Here is an 18,148-nt window from a genome sequence, read left to right as displayed (position 1 = left end):
CGTGGCCCCGATGATCCCGGTGATCCCGGTGATCCCGGTGATCCCGCGCCGACGACGGCCCAGGCGTCCCTCAGGGTGTTCGGGTCACGAGCAGAGTTTCATTCCCTCGGGGGTCCAGCAGGGGACATGGCCGTGGGTGCGGATGATGTCCTGGCCGTTTCCGCGGGAGAGGTAGGTCAGGAAGCTGGAGACCAGGGAGTCGGCGGGCGGCTGGCCGTAGGTGTAGGCGTACTCGATCTCCCGGTACGGGTACGGGCTGCCGCCGTGTTCAATGTCGTCCACCGACGGGGCGTCGCCGTCGAGGCTCAGGACGTGCAGACCCGCCGTGGAGTCCGCGCGGTTCAGTTCGCTGTAGCCGATGGCGCCCGGCAGCTTCGCCACCTGGGTGAGCACCTGCTCCGTTGAGTCGAGTTCGCAGCGCGGCACCGTCGCCGTCGGATCGTCCACGGTGACGCAGTCCACGGACGAGTTGGCCATCTCGCCCCGGCCGAGCACCCGCCGCTGGAAGACCTGCCGGGTACCGGAGTTGGCGTCCCTGCTGACGAGGTGGACCTTGAGGTCCGGGCCGTCCAGCTGCCTCCAGTTGGTGATGTCGCCGCGGTACAGCCGCCGCACCTGGGCCGTGGTGAGGTTCTTCAGGCCCACCTTGTCGTTCACCACCAGCGCGAAGACCGACACCGCGATCCGGTTCTCGCGCAGTTCGGGCATGTCGTTCGGCTTGGGGCCGTCGGAGAGGGCGACGAGCGGCGGCGAGCCCTTCTTGTGCCACTGGGTCCCGGTGGCGTCCAGTTCCCGGATGCCCGCCGTCGATCCGTGCGGGTCCACGGTGACCGCCGAGTCCACGCAGTCCGCCTCGTACTTGTCCGCCACCTCCCGCAGTACGGGCGCGAACGCCGTGGAGCCGGTGGCGGTCAGCGAGCCCTTGGCGCAGCCGATCGGCGGGGGCGTGTCGTCCCGGGCCACGACGATGGTGGCGAGCGTGACGACGCAGACGGTGAGCATGATGGTGATGAGCCGGGAGGCCCGGCTGAACAGCGGCGGCTTGTCGTCCGGCGTGGCCGAGCGGTTGGGGTGGACCTCGCCGTCCCGGATGCCGCCCGTGATCCGTATCGGCCGCCCGACCTCGCCGCCCGACAGCAGCACCAGCAGCTTGAAGTGGTCCCCTCTGTTGAGCGGGACACGCGGGATGCGCAGGCTGTTGCCGGAGTAGGAGAAGCCCCGGTCCGGGGTGAAGTGGTCCATCAGGTGGTCGGTGTGGGTCGGCTGGGTGACCGACACGCCCCGCACCGTCCGGTCGGTGAACACCGCGGTCAGACCGTGCTGTTCGGGCCCCGTGTAGTCGTCCCGGTCGATGCCCTGCGAGCCGTCGTTCTCCACGCGCAGCAGCACGAGCGTGGCGTCCGCCATGTCCGGCGCCTCGTCGAACAGGCCCAGCCGGCGGTTGAGTCGGCCCGACCCCTCGTCGTCCCCGATGGGGTTGTCCATCTGGACGCGGTAGCCGATCCGTTTTCGGCGCGGCACGCGGCGCTCGTACCAGACCATGCCCGCCGACGCGACGATGCCCAGCACCGCCGTCCCGACGGCTACGACGTTCTCCGTGCTCAACCACTCCATGTGGGTGCCCCCGCCACTCCCCGGAGTCAAAGTGGGGTCACCGTACGCGCACGGGAGCGGACATTCCGGTCTGGTACGCAGAAGTTCTCCGGACGTTCAACCGCCCTGCGCGAAACGGGAGTTCGGCGCACGGCGGCCGGCACACGGACCAGCCGTGCGCCCGCCGCACCACGGGCCCGCCGCGCTCACCGCCGGGTGTACGTCAGGTTCTCCCCGCCGCCCAGCGCCGTGCGCCGCAGCCGGCCGTCCGGCAGCAGCGTGACCAGGGTGGCCTCACCGGGGCTGCACGACGACAGCGGTTCGCCGGAGGCGACGGTGGACGGGCCGACCCGCAACGGGCCGTCACCGCCGGGCTGTTCGGCCAGCCTCGCCTCGAACACGCAGTGGTAGGTGCCGCCGCCCTCGGCCGGCCCGTCGGCGACCAGTGTCAGCACGGTGTCGCCCACCTTCCCCTGGGCGACGGTGAGTTCGCGGGTGTTGTGCCCGGCGGCGTTCTCGATGGACGTCTCCCATGTGCCCAGGTACGCGGCCGGGACCACGCCGTCCGCGGGCGCCGAGGAGGTCGGCGCCGGGTCCGTGGGCGACGGCGTCCCGCCGGTGGGTCCGCCGCCGGTCGGCGGGGCGGAGGTGGCGGCCCCGCCGCCGCCCTTGTCGTCGGTGGCGCCGTCCCCGTTCAGCAGCGCGTACACCGAGCCGCCGGCGGCGAGCGCGACGACCAGCGCGATCACGACGAGCAGCGCCGTGGACCGGCCGCTGCGCCGCTCGGGCTCCTGCCCGGCGCCCGGTCCGTAGGGGCCGATCGGCGGGGGGCCGTACGGCGGAGTGGAGCCGAGGCCGCCGGCGTACGGCTGGTGCGGATAGCCGTACCCGGCCGGCTGGGGGTGCTGCTGCGGGTGGCCGTGGCCGTACGAACCGGCAACACCCGCAGGCCCGTACCCGGAGTGCGCCGGGGGCGCGCCGGGCGCGGGCGTATGGCCTGCGGCCACCGTCGGGAGATGGCCGCCCGGCGGCCCCCCGGCCGAGTTCCCCGGCCACGGCGGCGCGACGTCATCCACGACAGGCCCGTGCTCCGGGGAGCCCCCCGGACCGGCGACACCCGAACCGAAAACCCCCCAAGCGGAAGCGCCCGAAGCCGAAGCGCCCGAGCCGGGACCGCCTGGACCGGGAGCACCCGAAGCAGGAGCCGCAGGCCCAGAAACCCCCGAAGCAGGGGCCCCCGGCCCAGGAACGCCCGGAGCGGGAACACCTGACACGGAAGCGGCGGAACCGGAAGCCCCCGGACCAGGACTCACCGGGACACCCGAAGCGGAAGCCCCCGGACCGGGAACGCCCGAAGCAGGGGCCGCCGGACCAGGAACGCCCGGAGCGGGAACGGCCGAAGCAGGAGCGCCCGGAGCAGGAGCCCCCGGGCCGGGAGCGCCCGGACCGGGAGCCGCCGGACCAGGAACGCCCGAAGCGGGAACGGCCGAAGCAGGAGCGGCCGAAGCGGAAGCCCCCGGGCCGGGAACGCCCGGAGCAGGAGCCCCCGGGCCGGGGAGGTCCGGAGCGGGAGCCGCCGGACCAGGAACGCCCGGAGCGGGAGCGGTCGGACGGGGAGCCGCCGGTTCGGGGACGAACGGCATCCGGTCCTGGACCGCCGTGTCGCCGTCCCGGGCGGGCGCATCACCGCCCCCCGCCGGGTGCCCGCCCGGCGCCCCCGCGCCCTGAGCGCCCGCCGCACCCGTCCGATCCGCGCCCCCAGCGCCGTCCGCGTCGTGAACACCCGCCGCACCGGCCGCACCCAGCGCACCCGCCGGATCCACGCCTCCAGCACCACCGGCACCCACCGCACCCGCCCGACCCACGCCCCCGGCACCTGCCGCACCGGCCGCACCCACCTGACCCACGCCACCCGCGCCACCGGCACCCGCCGGATACACACCCCCAGCCCCACCGGCACCCGCCGCACCAGCACCCCCGGCGCCCGCCGCACCCACCTGACCCACGCCACCCGCGCCACCGGCATCCGCCGGATACACACCCCCAGCACCACCGGCACCCGCCGCACCGCCAGCACCCGCCGCACCCACCTGACCCGCGCCTCCAGCGCCACCCGCGCCCGTCGCGCCCGTAGGGGCGTTCAAGGTGGGGGCGGTTTCTGGGTTCTCCGTGTTCAGCAACTGCACCGCGTGGCGTCCGAGTTGTGCGACCAGGGTGGCGGGCAGCCAGGGGTCGCGTGAGCGGCCGTCGGACACCGTGTCCTCCGCGCCGGTGCGTTCCAGGATCCGGTCCAGCGTCGGCCGTGCGGCCGGGTCCTTGCGCAGGCACTCGCGGACGAGGTCGGCGATGCCCTCGGGGACGCCCGCGAGGTCGGGTTCCTCCTGGGCGATGCGGAACATCAGGGCATGCATCCCGCTGCCGGCGCCGCCGAAGGGGAGCGCGCCGGTCGCCGCGTAGGCGAGCACCGAGCCGAGGCAGAAGACGTCGCAGGCGGGCGTGATCCGGTCGCCGCGCACCTGCTCGGGCGCCATGAAACCGGGCGAGCCGACCAGCGAGCCGGTGCGGGTGAGCCCGTCCCCGGCCAGGGTCTCCAGCGCCCGCGCGATCCCGAAGTCGATGACCCGCGGCCCGTCGATGGTCACCAGCACGTTGGACGGTTTGAGGTCGCGGTGGACGATCCCGGCGGCGTGGATGTCCTGGAGCGCGTGCGCGAGCCCGGCGGCGAGGATACGCACCGTGCGCTCGGGCAGCGCGCCGTGCTCGCGCCCGACGACCTGCTCCAGACTGGGCCCGGCGACGTACCCGGTGGCCACCCACGGCACGGCCGCCTCGGTGTCCGCGTCCAGGACCGGCGCCGTCCAGTGGCCGCCGACCCGCCGGGCGGCCCGCACCTCCTGCCGGAACCGCGCCCGGAACTCCTCCTGCTCGGCCAGCTCCTCGCGCACCAGCTTCACCGCGACGGTACGGCCCCGATCCGACCGGGCCAGGTACACGTGCCCCATCCCGCCCGCGCCGAGCCGCGCCAGCAGCCGGTACGCCCCGATCCCGCGCGGATCCCCAGGTCCCAGCTTCTCCACGGAACCGCCGCCTCCCCCCCGTACGTCAGCCTCGGACCGAGAATAGTGCGGCCCTGGAAGGAGTCGCCCGGGGTGGTCCGCGCGGTTCCGGCATGCCCCCGTCCGGGCGCGGCGCGACCCGCCGCCGGGACCGGTCCCGGGCGGGACGAGGCCGCCGGCGTCGACAACCTGTCGCGGAAACCCCCCGGCCACGGAACAGGACGCCGATGTCCGGCCCGCGGCCCCGGCCTCTACGCTCACAGGCATGACCCCTCAGCCCCGCCCCGACGCCGGCGCCGCCGTGAAGGCCGCGGACCGCGCGCATGTGTTCCACTCCTGGTCCGCTCAGGACCTCATCGACCCGCTCGCCGTGGCCGGCGCTGAAGGGTCGTACTTCTGGGACTACGACGGCACGCGGTATCTGGACTTCACCAGCGGGCTCGTCTTCACCAACGTCGGCTACCAGCACCCGAAGGTGGTCGCCGCGATCCAGGAGCAGGCCGGATCCCTGACCACGTTCGCGCCCGCGTTCGCGGTGGAGGCCCGCTCCGAGGCGGCCCGGCTGATCGCCGAGCGGACGCCCGGCGACCTCGACAAGATCTTCTTCACCAACGGCGGCGCCGACGCGATCGAGCACGCCATCCGCATGGCCCGGCTGCACACGGGCCGCCCGAAGGTGCTGTCGGCGTACCGCTCCTACCACGGCGGCACCCAGCAGGCGATCAACGTCACCGGCGACCCGCGCCGCTGGCCCTCCGACAGCGGGTCCGCCGGGGTCGTCCACTTCTGGGCGCCGTTCCTCTACCGCTCCCGCTTCTACGCCGAGACCGAGGAGCAGGAGTGCGCCCGGGCGCTGGAGCACCTGGAGACCACGATCGCCTTCGAGGGTCCGGGCACCGTCGCCGCGATCGTGCTGGAGACGATCCCGGGCACGGCGGGCGTCATGGTGCCGCCGCCTGGCTACCTCGCGGGCGTGCGGGAGCTGTGCGACAAGTACGGGATCGTCTTCGTCCTGGACGAGGTCATGGCCGGGTTCGGGCGGACCGGTGAGTGGTTCGCGGCCGATCTGTTCGGCGTCGTACCGGACCTGATGACCTTCGCGAAGGGCGTGAACTCCGGATATGTGCCGCTCGGCGGCGTGGCCATCTCCGGGGAGATCGCCGAGACCTTCGGCAAGCGCGCCTATCCGGGCGGTCTGACGTACTCCGGCCATCCGCTGGCCTGCGCCGCCGCCGTCGCCACCCTCACCGTGATGGAGGAGGACGGCGTCGTCGCCAACGCGCGGCGGCTGGGCGCGTCCGTGGTGGAGCCGGGGCTGCGCAAGCTGGCCGCGCGGCACCCCAGCGTGGGCGAGGTGCGCGGCGTCGGCATGTTCTGGGCGCTCGACCTGGTGAAGAACCGGGAGACCCGGGAGCCGCTGGTGCCGTACAACGCGGCGGGCGAGGCGAACGCCCCGATGGCCGCGTTCGGCGCCGCCGCCAAGCGGCACGGCCTGTGGCCCTTCATCAACATGAACCGCACCCATGTCGTGCCGCCCTGCAATGTCTCCGAGGCCGAGCTGAAGGAGGGTTTCGCGGCCCTGGACGCGGCCCTGAGCGTGGCCGACACCTACACGGAGTGAGCGTCTGCGCAGCACCGATTCCCACCGGGCGCAACCCGAACGCGTAAGGTGGCGTGCTCGTAGACATAAGCGAGTACGTCACCCGCACGTGTGAGGAGAGGTCGCCGACCATGCCCGGCAACGGCGCCGTGACGCGCAGCACCCTGCGCCAGCAGATCGCGGACGCGCTGCGTGACGAAGTGCTCGCCGGCCGGCTCCAGCTGGGGCGGGAGTTCACGGTGAAGGAGATCGCCGAACAGTACGGCGTGTCGGCGACCCCGGTCCGGGAGGCGCTGGTCGACCTGTCCGCGCAGGGCATCCTGGAGGCCGACCAGCACCGCGGCTTCCACGTCCCGGAGTACTCGCTGACCGACTACCGGGGCATGATCGAGGCCCGCAGTCTGGTCACCGACGGCATGTTCCGGGCCCTCGCCGAGGGCCACGGCGCCTTCCAGGACTCGGCCGACCAGCGGACCGTGGCGGCCCTGACCACGGTCCGGCGACGCGGCGAGGAGGCCGGGCGCGCGGCGGGCGCCGGCGACCTGGGCGTGCTCATCGGCTACGACCTGCGTTTCTGGCGCGAGCTGAGCGCCTTGTTCGGCAACCCCTACCTCGCCGACTTCCTGCACCGGCTGCGCCTGCTGTCCTGGGTGTGCGCGGTGCAGCACCTGCGCCGCCTGCCGGACCTGCGCGGCCTGCTGTGGTCCGGCCACACGGAACTCGTCGACGCGCTGACGCGGCGGGACGCCGCCGGAGCCCGCGCGGTCGTCACCGCCTACAACACGCACTCCCTCGCCGTCATCGAGCAACTGGCGGGCCGGTGAGCGGCCGTAGCGGGGTGGTCGACCTCACCGTGGTCGTCCCCGCCTACAACGAGGAGGCGCGCCTCGGTCCCACCCTCACCGCCATCACCGGCTACCTGGGCGAGACCGAGGGCCGCTGGGGCGAGTGGGAGGTCGTCGTCGCCGACGACGGCTCGACCGACGGCACCCGGGACGTCGTCACCCGGCTCGGGCATCCGCGGGTCCGGCTGGTCGGCGCCCCGCGCAACCGCGGCAAGGGCCACGCCCTGCGGCTCGGGGTCGCCGACTCGCGCGGCCGGCGGGTGCTGGTCACCGACGCCGACCTGGCCGCCCCCATCGAGGAGTTGGAGCGGCTGGACAAGGCGCTCAGCGAGGGGAACGCGGTGGCGATCGGTTCGCGGTCCGTGCCGGGCGCGGACATCGCCCACCGGCAGCACCGGGTCCGCGAATGGCTCGGCCGGGCCGGCAACCTGCTGATACGCGCGACCGCGGTGCCCGGCATACGGGACACCCAGTGCGGTTTCAAACTGTTCGACGGCGACCGGGCGCGCACGGCGTTCGCGGACTCCCGGCTGGACGGCTGGGGCATCGACGTGGAGGTGCTCCAGCGTTTCCACCGCTCGGGCTGGCCGATGGCCGAGGTCCCGGTGCGCTGGAGCCACCAGCCCGGTTCGAAGATCGGCCCGCTCGACTACGCGCGCGTGCTGGCCGACCTGGCCCGGCTGCGGGCCCGTGCGCTGCGCCCCGCCGATCTGCTGGCGGCCGTCCTGTTCCTGCTGATGGCGGTCCTCCTGTATTCGGGCCGCCTCTTCGACCCGGCCCACCGCTACCTCCCGGACTCGCTTCAGGACCAGAACCAGTGGGAGTGGTTCTTCGCGGTGACGGCCGACAACATGGCCCATCTGCGCAATCCGCTCTTCACCGACCTTCAGGGTTTCCCCGACGGCGTCAACCTGATGGCCAACACGGTCATGCTGGGCCTGTCCGTGCCGTTCGCGCCGCTCACCCTGCTGGCCGGACCGGCGGTCTCGCTGAGCGTGTGCATGGCGCTGGGGCTGGCCGCCACCGCGGCCGCCTGGTACTGGCTGATCGTGAAACGGGTGGTGCGGCAGCGGGCCGCCGCGTTCCTCGGCGCGTCGCTGGCGGCCTTCGCCCCGCCGATGGTCAGCCACGCCAACGCGCACCCCAACTTCGTCGTCCTGTTCATGATCCCGTTGATCATCGACCGGGCCCTGCGGCTGTGCGCGGGCACCCGGGTGGTGCGGGACGGGATCGTGCTGGGCCTGATGGCGACGTACCAGGTCTTCCTCGGCGAGGAGCCGCTGCTGCTCGCCTCGGTCGGCATGCTGCTGTTCGCCGCCGGGTACGCGGTCGTCCGCCGGGACGTGGCGCGGCGGGCCTGGCGGCCGCTGGGCAAGGGGCTGCTGATCGGCGCGGCGGTCTGTGTGCCGCTGGTCGCCTTCCCGCTGTACTGGCAGTTCGCCGGCCCGCAGAGCTACCACAGCGTCCTGCACGGCGAGAACGCGGGCAACAGCCCCCTTGCGCTGCTCGCCTTCGCCGAGCGTTCCCTGCTCGCCGGCGACGCGCAGGTCGCGGGGTCCCTCTCGCTCAATCCCACGGAGCAGAACGCCTTCTACGGCTGGCCGCTGGTCGCCCTCGCCTTCGCGATCGTCGTACGGCTGTGGGAGCGGGCCCTGGTCAAGGCGCTGGCGTTCACGGCGGTGGCCGCCGCGCTGCTGTCGCTCGGCCCGAAGGTCCGCATCCCGCTCACCGACACCGTCTTCCCCGGCCCGTGGGCGGCGCTCGCCCATCTGCCGCTGTTCGAGTCGGTCATCGAGGGCCGCGTCGCGATGATCTGCGCGCCCGCGCTGGGCATCCTGCTCGCGATCGCCGTGGACCGGCTGGCCGCGATGCGCGCCGCGGCGACCCAGTACGTCGGGCTGCTCGGCGTCGCCCTGGCGCTGCTGCCGCTGGTCCCGGCGCCGCTGAAGTCCGTGCCGCGGGCGCCGGTGCCCGCGTTCATCGCGGACGGGAGGTGGAAGCCGTACATCCGCCCGGGTGAGTCGCTCGTCCCGGTGCCGCTGCCCGATCCCGGTGCCGCGGAGGCGCTGCACTGGCAGACCGCGGCCGGCCTCGGCTTCAAGCTGCCCGGCGGCTACTTCAACGGCCCCTACGGCGAGGACCGCACCGGCATCTACGGCGCCTCCCCCCGCTACACCTCCAACATGCTGCGCGACGTGCGCTACAGGGGTGTCGTACCGGAGATCGGCACGAACTGGCGGGCGCAGGCCCGGCGGGACTTCGCGTACTGGAAGGCGGGCGCCCTGGTGCTGGCCCCGCAGACCAACGACGGTCCGCTGCGCGAGGCCGTGACGAAGCTGACCGGCAGGCCGGGGAAGTGGACCGGCGGCGTGTGGGTATGGGACCTGCACGAGGGGAGCTGACCCCGCGCCGCACCGACTACCCTTCCCTGACCACCTGCTGTGCGCGCCAGCGCGCCGCGTGCCGATGCGAGGAGCCCTCTTTGGCCTGTGACCTGTGGCTGGTGCCGCTCGTCGACGTGTTGTGCCACACCCCCGACAATCCGTTCGCCGAGGAACTCGCGCAATACAACAAGGTGCTCGCCGAGTCCGGACTGCCGCCGGTGCCGGTGTACCAGTACATGCCGGGCCTGTCCGGGGACGTCGCCCCGGTGGCCGGCTTCGACTACGACGCGCTGCACTTCCTGCGCCGGGCCCATCTGCTCCAGGTGTGCGGGCTGCCGGTGACCCCGGTGGACGAACTGGGCGGGGACTACGAGCAGTTGCTGGAGATGTTCGAGTCGACGGCCCAGCAGTCGCACCTGGTCTGGCACTACGACCATGCCGGCGCCTACGTCCCGGTCGACTTCCCGCAGCCGCTGTCCAGCGACGAACTGCTCGCGGGCGGCGGCCCGTTGGGCTCATCGCAGGCGCTGCTGCGGGAGCTGGAGCAGGTGGCACCGGCGATCGGCATCGACCCGGCCAACCCGCCGGCCGCCCCCCAACCGCCGAGCGCGCCCACGGAACTGGAGGAGCCGGCCGTGCCCGCGCCGTACGACCCGAGCCCGTTCGCCCGTGAACGGCACGTCTGGCTCGGCCTGCACGCCGCGGCCACCCGGAGCCTGGCCCAGGGCTCGATGATCGTCTTCAGCTGACGGCCCGCCATCCCGGGGAGGGCGGGCGCGCCCTCTGTCATCATCGGCAAGGTGATCACGACTTCCCGGCGTTCCGTCCTGACCGTCCTCGCCGCCGCCGGACTCGGCACCGCGCTGCCCCCCGCGCTCGGTGCCGCGCCCGCGTCCGCCGCGAGCGACCTGTACGCCTCCAACACGGACCTCTACCGGAGGCTCGCCGGGCGCGAGGGCATCGACTTCGCCCGCCGCTACCGGCGCCACGCGTACACCGACGACGACCAGGCGGGGGCGCCGGGCTCGTACGGGCGGACCTCGATCCTCGCCCTGCACGGCGGCGGCATCGAGGGCGGCACCTCCGAACTGTGCCTGGGCATAGCGGGTTACGACCCGAAGGACCTCTCCCCGCGCTACGGGACGGGGGCGCCGCTGCACGACTACTGGATGTTCGAGGGCATCAGATCCAGCGGCAACTCCGAACTCCACGTCACGTCCACACACTGCGTCGACCGTGTGGCCCTCGCGCTCGCGGCCGGTGCCCTCAACGTGGTGAGCGTGCACGGCTGTACGGCCGCCCAGGCGGGCGCCCCCGCGTCCCGTCCCGAGGCGGTGGTGATCGGTGGCCGCAACACCGCCTTGCGCCGGTTCCTCGGCGAGGCGCTGGACGCGGCGGGCGTCCAGACGATCGACGCGTCCGCCGACGACGACATCGCCGGGCTCTCGCCGGACAACATCTGCAACCGGACCCTGCTCGGCATGGGCGCGCAGCTGGAACTGACGACCGAGCTGCGGGCGGCCATGTTCGGCACCAACACCATCAAGGGCAGGGCCGGTTCGGTCAACGCGGAGTTCTGGACATTCGCGGACGCGGTACGGGCGGCGGTGGCCCGCATGGAAGCGGACCCGTCCCAGGTCATCCTCTGACGAAGCCCACGGGGCATACGGGGCATACGGGGCACAGGAAACCGCGGTGGACGCAGTCCCCCGGCCGCGACAGCCGCCGACGACCGCGCCGACGACCGCCGGGAGCACCGGGAGCGCCGGGAGCGCCGAGTGGGCCGGCGCCCGAGCCGGCCGGCGGAGCCGTCGAGCGCTCTGTCTGCTCGCCACCGTGGGCCAGGCGTCGGTGCCGCTGATCGCCTTGTGCGCGGTACCGGCCCAGCCGGTCGCCGTGGTGGTGGGCGAGGTCTGCTGACGGCCGCGGGCCGGGAGTTGAGCGCACGGAGCACACGGAGCGGCGGGGTGTCCGGAGTGTGTCCGAGCGCCCCGCCGGTGCCGGTGGCCGTCTCCCCGTTTCCGGGGAGCGAACCGCCCTGCTACAGGAACGAGTTGATCTGGATCGTCTCGTCCCGGCCCGGTCCCACGCCGATCGCGGAGATCGGTGCGCCGGACATCTCCTCCAGCGCCTTGACGTAGTTCTGCGCGTTCTTCGGCAGGTCGGAGAACGACTTGGCCTTGGTGATGTCCTCGGACCAGCCCGGCAGCGTCTCGTAGACGGGCTTGGCGTGGTGGAAGTCCGTCTGGGAGTACGGGAGTTCCTCGACCCGGCGGCCGTCGATCTCGTAGCCGACGCAGACCGGGATCCGCTCCCAGCCGGTGAGCACGTCCAGCTTGGTGAGGAAGAAGTCGGTCAGTCCGTTGACCCGGGTCGCGTACCGCGCGATCACCGCGTCGAACCAGCCGCAGCGCCGGTCCCGGCCGGTGGTGACGCCCCGCTCGCCGCCGATCCGGCGCAGCGCCTCGCCGTCCTCGTCGAACAGCTCGGTCGGGAAGGGCCCGGCCCCGACGCGGGTCGTGTACGCCTTGAGGATGCCGATGACCCGGCTGATCTTCGTCGGGCCGACCCCGGCACCGGTGCAGGCCCCGCCCGCGGTGGGGTTGCTGGAGGTGACGAACGGATACGTACCGTGGTCGATGTCCAGCAGCGTGCCCTGCCCGCCCTCGAAGAGGACGACCTTGTCCTGCTCCAGCGCCTGGTTGAGGACCAGCACCGTGTCCGCGACATACGGTTTGAGCTGCTCCGCGTAGCCCAGCAGCTCCTCGACCACCTGGTCGGCGGTGATGGCACGCCGGTTGTAGAGCTTGGTCAGCATCTGGTTCTTGACGTCGAGCGCCGCCTCGACCTTCTGCTGAAGGATCGACTCGTCGTACAGGTCCTGGACCCGGATACCGACGCGGTTGATCTTGTCGGCGTAGGTCGGGCCGATGCCGCGCCCCGTCGTGCCGATCTTCCGCTTCCCGAGGAAGCGTTCCGTCACCTTGTCGACGGTGACGTTGTACGAGGTGATGATGTGCGCGTTGCCGCTGATCAGCAGCTTGGAGGTGTCGACTCCGCGCTCGTTCAGACCGCTCAGCTCGGAGAGCAGGACCGACGGATCGACGACGACGCCGTTGCCGATGACCGGCGTACAACCGGGGGAGAGGATTCCGGAAGGAAGGAGGTGGAGTGCATACTTCTGGTCACCGACGACCACGGTGTGGCCGGCGTTGTTGCCGCCCTGGTACCGGACGACATAATCCACCGAGCCGCCGAGCAGGTCGGTGGCCTTCCCCTTGCCCTCGTCACCCCACTGAGCACCGAGCAGCACAAGTGCGGGCACGCGCGTACACCCCTTCCGGGCGGGGCATGTCCAAGGTCAGGGGCGCACGCGTAGGGTTCACCGCCACGTACCACCGCGACCGTCGTTGGCCGCACAACCGTCGGACCGGATGCCCCGGAATAGACGAAGCCCCTGGCGCAATAGCGCAAGGGGCTCTTGCACAAAGATGCTACCCGAGGAAGCGAGGCAGGACCGAGGTGGCGACTTTCGCGACGCCCGATCAGCTGCTGGTGATCATCGATCCGGTTGCCCGGCGGACCGACGGAGAGTCCGTTCGCATCGCGAAAGACGTGCTCAGCGCGGGTGCGACCACGAAGGTGTGCCTGCCGGACGGTCCGGAGGAGTTCGCTCGGGCGCTGGCACGCCGCGGGTCGCGGCGGCCGGTGGTGGTCGGCGACGACCGCGCGCTGGTGCGGGCGGTGTCCCTGCTGCACCGGCAGCGGGAGCTGGCCGGATGCGTGCTGTCCATGGTGCCGGTGGGGGGTGCGCTGGCGCTGGCGGAGACGCTCGGGGTGCCGACCGGTGCGGTGGCCGCCGCCCGGGCGGTGCTGGACGGGGCGGAGCGCCGCCTGGACCTGCTGGTGGACGACAGCGACGGGGTGGTGCTGGGCGCCCTGCGGATTCCGCCGCTCGCGCCGCGCGAGGACGGGCCTGCGGAGCCGGTGGGCGCCACCGCCGTCTCGGGGCGTCCGTGGCTGCGCTCGACGTACCGGTCGCTGGTACGGACCCTGGCGCCCCGGCCGTCCCGGCTCGCCCCGCCCCCGCCCGGCCCCGCCCGGCTGCGGGTGGAGGTCGACGGGGCGACGCTCGTCGACCTGGACCAGCCGGTGGAGGCGGTGTCGGTGACGCCGGGCACCGCCGGGCGGGCCGAGGTGGAGGTGCGGCCGGTGTCGGTCGGCGCGGAGGCGTCCGCGCTGCGGGTGTCGGGGCGCACGGTGACCGTGACCGGGACGGACTTCCGCTACCGGACGGACGCGGGCGTCACGGGCCCGGTCCGCCGCCGCACCTGGACCCTGCGGGAACGAGCCTGGACCCTGACCCTCCCTCCCAAGCTGCCCTGACCCCGGCTTTCGCACCGACGAGCCGTCTACTTGCCTTCCAGGTAAGCCGAGGGTAGGTCCGCCGCCCGACCCGGCCTGCCTCGTCGCCACATGCCTGCTGCTGGTCGTCGTGCCTGCTGGTGGTCGTCGTGGCGATCGGCACCATGGCCCTGCTCCCGGCGGCCGCGGCGCTGCTGGTGGACGGGCCGCTGCCGCACGGGCCGGGCGGCTGACTGACGCTGCTGTGGGTCACCACGCTCGGGCTGCTCGCCGTCGTACCGCCGGGCGCGGCCATCGGCGCGGTGCTGCCCAACCCCCGCGAGGCACTGGCGCTGATCATGCTGCCGACGATGGGGGTCCTGTTCACCTCCGGGACCGTGTTCCCGATCACCTCGCTGCCCGTCCCGGTCCAGCAGGTGGCCGCGGTCTTCCCGCTCAAGTGGATGGCGCGGGGCCTGTGTTCGGCGCTGCTCCCCGACACGGCACGGACCGCCGAGGCGGCCGGCACCTGGGAACTGCCCACGGTCGCCCTGATCCTGACCGCCTGGGCGGTCCTCGGGTTCCTGCTCGCGGTGCCCCTGCTGCGCCGCGCCGCCCGCCGCGAGTCCGGCTCCCGCCTGTCCACACGCCACCGCAAGGCGGCACAGAACGGCACGCTCCCCGCGTAGCCGGCCTCGCAGCCGCTGGGCGAGGGCGCGGCCTAGTCGGCGGAGCGGGCCGGGGCGCGGTGGTCGGGGGTGTTTCTCTGATACAGCCGCTCGCGGTGCAGTCTCCAGCGTTCCATCATGCCCGCCACGTCCTGTTCGATGAACTCGAAGAAGGCGAGGGTCTCCGCCAGCCGGCGGCCCGCCGGGGTCGCGGCGCCCAGGCCGGCCACGCCCTCCCGCAGGGCGTCCTCCCAGCGCTTGATGATCGCGTCGCGGCTGGTGAGCGCCTGATACCACTGGTCGTTGTGCACCCGGTACCGCTCCCGCCGCGAGCCGGGCTCCCGCTCGCGGGAGACCAGATGCACCTGGGCCAGATAGCGCACGGCGCCGGAGACGGCCGCGGGGCTGATCCTCAGCTGCTCCCCCAGCTCGGCGGAGGTCAGCGTGCCGGTGTCGGAGGCGAGCAGCGCGGCGAACACCCGGGACGGCATGCGCGGCACGCCCGCCTCGACGAGTTGCGCCGCGAAGGACTCCACGAACCGCGAGACTGCCTCCGGGTCCCGCCCCACCGCCCCTGACTCCGCCATACCTTCACCCTACCCGCGGTTTATACACTTCCTTAACTTCACAATTTTCTGAAAGAAGCGTACGTTCCGAACCATGACGAAGGCAATCACGGTCTCGGGGCTCCACAAGTCCTTCGGCCGCACCCACGCGCTGGACGGCCTCGACCTGGAGGCCGAGACCGGCGAGGTGCACGGCTTCCTCGGCCCCAACGGCGCAGGCAAGTCCACCGCCATCAGGGTCCTGCTCGGCCTGCTGCGGGCCGACTCGGGCGCCGCACAGGTGCTCGGCCGCGACCCGTGGACCGACGCCGTCGAGGTGCACCGGCGCATCGCCTACGTGCCCGGAGACGTCACCCTGTGGCGCAACCTCTCCGGCGGCGAGGTCATCGACCTCTACGGCCGCCTGCGCGGAGGGCTCGACCCGCGGCGCCGCGCGGAACTGATCGAGCGCTTCGAACTGGACCCCACCAAGAAGGGCCGCACCTACTCCAAGGGCAACCGGCAGAAGGTCGCCCTGGTCGCCGCCTTCGCCTCGGACGTCGACCTGCTGATCCTGGACGAACCGACGTCCGGCCTCGACCCGCTGATGGAGGCGGTCTTCCAGCGCTGCGTCGAGGAGGAACGCGACCGGGGCCGCACGATCCTGCTGTCCTCGCACATCCTCAGCGAGGTGGAGGAACTGTGCGACCGGGTGAGCATCATCCGCAAGGGCCGCACGGTCGAGACCGGCTCCCTGGCCGACCTGCGCCATCTGACCCGGACCAGCGTCAGTGCCGAACTCGCGGGCCCGCCGAACGGGCTCGCGCACCTGCCCGGCGTCCACGACCTCGACGTCCAGGGCCACCGCGTCCGCCTCCAGGTCGACACGGACAAGCTGAACGAGGTCCTGCGCTCGCTGAGCGAGTCCGGCGTGCGCTCACTGACCTCGACCCCGCCGACGCTGGAGGAACTGTTCCTGCGGCACTACGAGAACGAGACCGACGAAGCCGGCAACACCGCCGGGCCTGCCGAGACCGACGAGGTGGCACGGTGACCGCCGCCACCCTCTCCCCGCACGCCCGCAACGCCCGGACCGGCGGCTCCCGTCACCTGGCCGGCACCGGCGTACTGCTGCGCTTCGCGCTGCGCCGCGACCGCGTGATGATCCCGGTGTGGGTCGCGGTGAACGCGCTGATGGTCCTGTCCATGCCGAAGTCGCTGACGAGCCTGTACGGCACCGCCGCCGCGCGCGCCGACCTGCTCCACCAGATGGACACCAACCCCTCCCTGCGCGCGCTCATCGGCCCGGTCTTCGACGACTCGCTGGGCGCCCTGACGGCCTGGCGCGTCGGCATCTACGCGGGCGCCCTCGCCGCGGTGACGAGCCTGCTCGTCGTGGTCCGGCACACCCGGGACGAGGAGGAGAGCGGGCGGCAGGAACTCGTCTCGTCCGGCATGGTCGGCCGCCGCGCCCCGCTGACCGCGGGCCTGCTGGCCGCGGTCGTCGCCAACGCGGTACTGGCGCTGCTGCTCGTCGCCGGCCTGGCCGGGCACGGCGGCCTCGGGGCGCTCGCCCTCGGCCTGGGCATCGCCGGCGTCGGCATGGTCTTCGCGACGGCCGCGGCGATCGTGGTCCAGCTCACGGAGAGCGCACGGCTGGCCCGCGGTCTGACCGCGGCCGTGCTCGGCGCCGCCTTCGTGCTGCGCGCGGCCGGCGACTCGGCGTCCGACGACGGCTCCTCCGTCCTGACCTGGCTGTCCCCGCTCGGCTGGCTGGAGAACCTGCGGGCCTTCGCCGACGAACGCTGGTGGGTCCTGCTGCTGGTCGCCGCGGCCGTGGCCGCACAGGCGGCCGTCGCCTATGTGCTCGCCGGCCGCCGCGACACCGGCATGAGCTTCCTGCCGACCCTGCCGGGACCGGCCCGGGGGCGGCTCGGCACGGCCGGCGCACTGGCCTGGCGGCTCCAGCGGGGCAGCGTCCTCGGCTGGTCGATCGGCTTCTTCCTGGCCGGAGTGGTCTACGGCGGGATGACCGACGGCGCGGCCGACCTGGTCCGCGACAACAAGCAGGCCCGGGACATGTTCGAGCGCATGGGCGGCCAGTCCGGGATCACCGATGCGTTCCTTGCCTCGATGGTCGGGATCATGGGTCTCGTCGCCGCCCTGTACGTCGTCTCGTCCGTCCTGCGGCTGTACGGCGAGGAGACCGCCGGCCGGGCGGAGCCCGTGCTGGCCGGGGCGGTGGGCCGGCTGCGCTGGGCCGCGGGCCATCTGACGATCGCCTTCGGCGGGGTGGCGCTGCTCATGCTGCTGACCGGACTGGGCTTCGCCGCCGGATACGGCAGGCAGGTCGGCCCGATCCTCGGGGCGTGCCTGGTGCAGGTGCCCGCCGTCTGGGTGGTGGGCGGACTCGCGGTCCTCCTGTACGGCGTGCTGCCGCGCGGCGCGATGGCGGCCTGGGGGGTCGCCGGTGCGGTGCTGCTGATCGGCTGGGTCGGTCCCGCGCTGGACGTTCCGCAGGCGGTGCTCGACCTGTCCCCGTTCGGCCATCTGCCCAAGCTGCCGGGCGGCCCGATGCGGTGGGGCCCGGTGCTCGTCCTCCTGGTGCTGGCCGTGGCCCTGGTCGGAGCCGGGCTTGCGGCCCTGCGCCGACGCGACGTGACGACCTGACGGGACGCGTGCGCTGTGCTTGCGCGGCGCGGGCGCTCGCCGTGGCGTGGCGCGCCCATGGCCGGGTGCGGGTGCGATGTGGCTGGGCGCGCAGTTCCCCGCGCCCCTTCACAGGGCGCCACCACAACCCCCCGCCATCACCCCCAGGACCAACACTCGCCGTGACACGGCGCGCCCATGGACGGGTGCGGGTGTGATGTGGCCGGGCGCGCAGTTCCCCGCGCCCCTTCAGGGCGCCACCACAACCCCCCGCCATCACGCCCAGGTCCGGCGCTCGCCGTGACACGGCGCGCCCATGGATGGGTGCGGGTGTGATGTGGCCGAGCGCGCAGTTCCCCGCGCCCCTCCAGGGCGCCACCACAACCCCCCGCCATCACCCCCAGGACCAACACTCGCCGTGACACGGCGCGCCCATGGACGGGTGCGGGTGTGATGTGGCCGGG

The 18,148-nt window shown here is 73.2% G+C and carries 12 protein-coding genes and 2 pseudogenes; 10 read left to right on the top strand and 4 right to left on the bottom strand.

All coding sequences use genetic code 11. The annotated features are described in order from the left end of the window. Positions 1 to 84 precede the first annotated feature (84 nt). Together ACFYTE_RS27005 and ACFYTE_RS27000 are read right to left on the bottom strand one after the other, a co-directional pair. On the bottom strand, positions 85 to 1,614 hold the full coding sequence (locus ACFYTE_RS27005) for a substrate-binding domain-containing protein (protein ID WP_388715471.1): 1,530 nt from the start codon (positions 1,612 to 1,614) through the stop codon (positions 85 to 87). Between the two features lie 2,131 nt (positions 1,615 to 3,745). Next, positions 3,746 to 4,670: pseudogene (locus ACFYTE_RS27000) on the bottom strand (serine/threonine-protein kinase); the annotation flags it as partial. Between the two features lie 244 nt (positions 4,671 to 4,914). On the opposite strand from ACFYTE_RS27000, the gene ACFYTE_RS26995 reads away from it, so the two are divergent. From ACFYTE_RS26995 to ACFYTE_RS26970, 6 genes are all read left to right on the top strand, one after another. Then, the gene (locus tag ACFYTE_RS26995) at positions 4,915 to 6,270 is read left to right on the top strand and encodes an aspartate aminotransferase family protein (RefSeq protein ID WP_388715468.1); all 1,356 of its coding nucleotides are present in this window, start codon (positions 4,915 to 4,917) and stop codon (positions 6,268 to 6,270) included. A gap of 110 nt (positions 6,271 to 6,380) precedes the next feature. Next, on the top strand, positions 6,381 to 7,073 hold the full coding sequence (locus ACFYTE_RS26990) for a GntR family transcriptional regulator (RefSeq protein ID WP_388715704.1): 693 nt from the start codon (positions 6,381 to 6,383) through the stop codon (positions 7,071 to 7,073). Next, positions 7,070 to 9,496: a dolichyl-phosphate beta-glucosyltransferase gene (locus ACFYTE_RS26985; protein WP_388715465.1), complete on the top strand. Its 2,427-nt coding sequence runs from the start codon at positions 7,070 to 7,072 to the stop codon at positions 9,494 to 9,496. The genes ACFYTE_RS26990 and ACFYTE_RS26985 overlap by 4 nt, the downstream gene beginning before the upstream one ends. An 80-nt stretch (positions 9,497 to 9,576) precedes the next feature. Next, on the top strand, positions 9,577 to 10,227 hold the full coding sequence (locus tag ACFYTE_RS26980) for a hypothetical protein (protein WP_388715462.1): 651 nt from the start codon (positions 9,577 to 9,579) through the stop codon (positions 10,225 to 10,227). Between the two features lie 51 nt (positions 10,228 to 10,278). Continuing rightward, a complete protein-coding gene (locus ACFYTE_RS26975; RefSeq protein ID WP_388715460.1) occupies positions 10,279 to 11,127 on the top strand; it encodes a poly-gamma-glutamate hydrolase family protein in 849 nt (282 codons plus the stop codon). Between the two features lie 46 nt (positions 11,128 to 11,173). Beyond that, positions 11,174 to 11,398, top strand: a complete 225-nt coding sequence (locus ACFYTE_RS26970; protein ID WP_388715457.1) for a hypothetical protein — start codon at positions 11,174 to 11,176, stop codon at positions 11,396 to 11,398. Between the two features lie 121 nt (positions 11,399 to 11,519). Here the strand turns inward: ACFYTE_RS26970 and ACFYTE_RS26965 are convergent, their stop codons facing one another. Then, positions 11,520 to 12,803, bottom strand: coding sequence for an adenylosuccinate synthase (locus ACFYTE_RS26965; protein ID WP_388715454.1), 1,284 nt, complete (start codon positions 12,801 to 12,803; stop codon positions 11,520 to 11,522). A 197-nt stretch (positions 12,804 to 13,000) separates the two neighbouring features. Here ACFYTE_RS26965 and ACFYTE_RS26960 point away from each other — a divergent pair, with 197 nt between their 5' ends. Continuing rightward, positions 13,001 to 13,864, top strand: coding sequence for a diacylglycerol kinase (locus tag ACFYTE_RS26960; protein ID WP_388715451.1), 864 nt, complete (start codon positions 13,001 to 13,003; stop codon positions 13,862 to 13,864). Between the two features lie 104 nt (positions 13,865 to 13,968). Next, positions 13,969 to 14,511 (top strand): annotated as a pseudogene (locus tag ACFYTE_RS26955) (ABC transporter permease); the annotation flags it as partial. A gap of 32 nt (positions 14,512 to 14,543) precedes the next feature. Here ACFYTE_RS26955 and ACFYTE_RS26950 read toward each other — a convergent pair. After that, complete coding sequence (locus ACFYTE_RS26950) at positions 14,544 to 15,077, bottom strand: GbsR/MarR family transcriptional regulator (RefSeq protein ID WP_388715448.1); 534 nt, start codon at positions 15,075 to 15,077, stop codon at positions 14,544 to 14,546. A gap of 73 nt (positions 15,078 to 15,150) precedes the next feature. On the opposite strand from ACFYTE_RS26950, the gene ACFYTE_RS26945 reads away from it, so the two are divergent. Next, complete coding sequence (locus tag ACFYTE_RS26945; RefSeq protein WP_388715445.1) at positions 15,151 to 16,089, top strand: ATP-binding cassette domain-containing protein; 939 nt, start codon at positions 15,151 to 15,153, stop codon at positions 16,087 to 16,089. Continuing rightward, the gene (locus ACFYTE_RS26940; protein WP_388715442.1) at positions 16,086 to 17,705 is read left to right on the top strand and encodes an ABC transporter permease; all 1,620 of its coding nucleotides are present in this window, start codon (positions 16,086 to 16,088) and stop codon (positions 17,703 to 17,705) included. Before ACFYTE_RS26945 ends, ACFYTE_RS26940 begins: the two co-directional genes overlap by 4 nt. Positions 17,706 to 18,148: the final 443 nt, after the last annotated feature.

Origin of the sequence: Streptomyces sp. NPDC004629 (assembly GCF_042873595.1) — a bacterium.
Taxonomy (GTDB): Bacteria; Actinomycetota; Actinomycetes; order Streptomycetales; family Streptomycetaceae; genus Streptomyces.
This window is presented reverse-complemented; position numbering and strand designations above follow the sequence as displayed.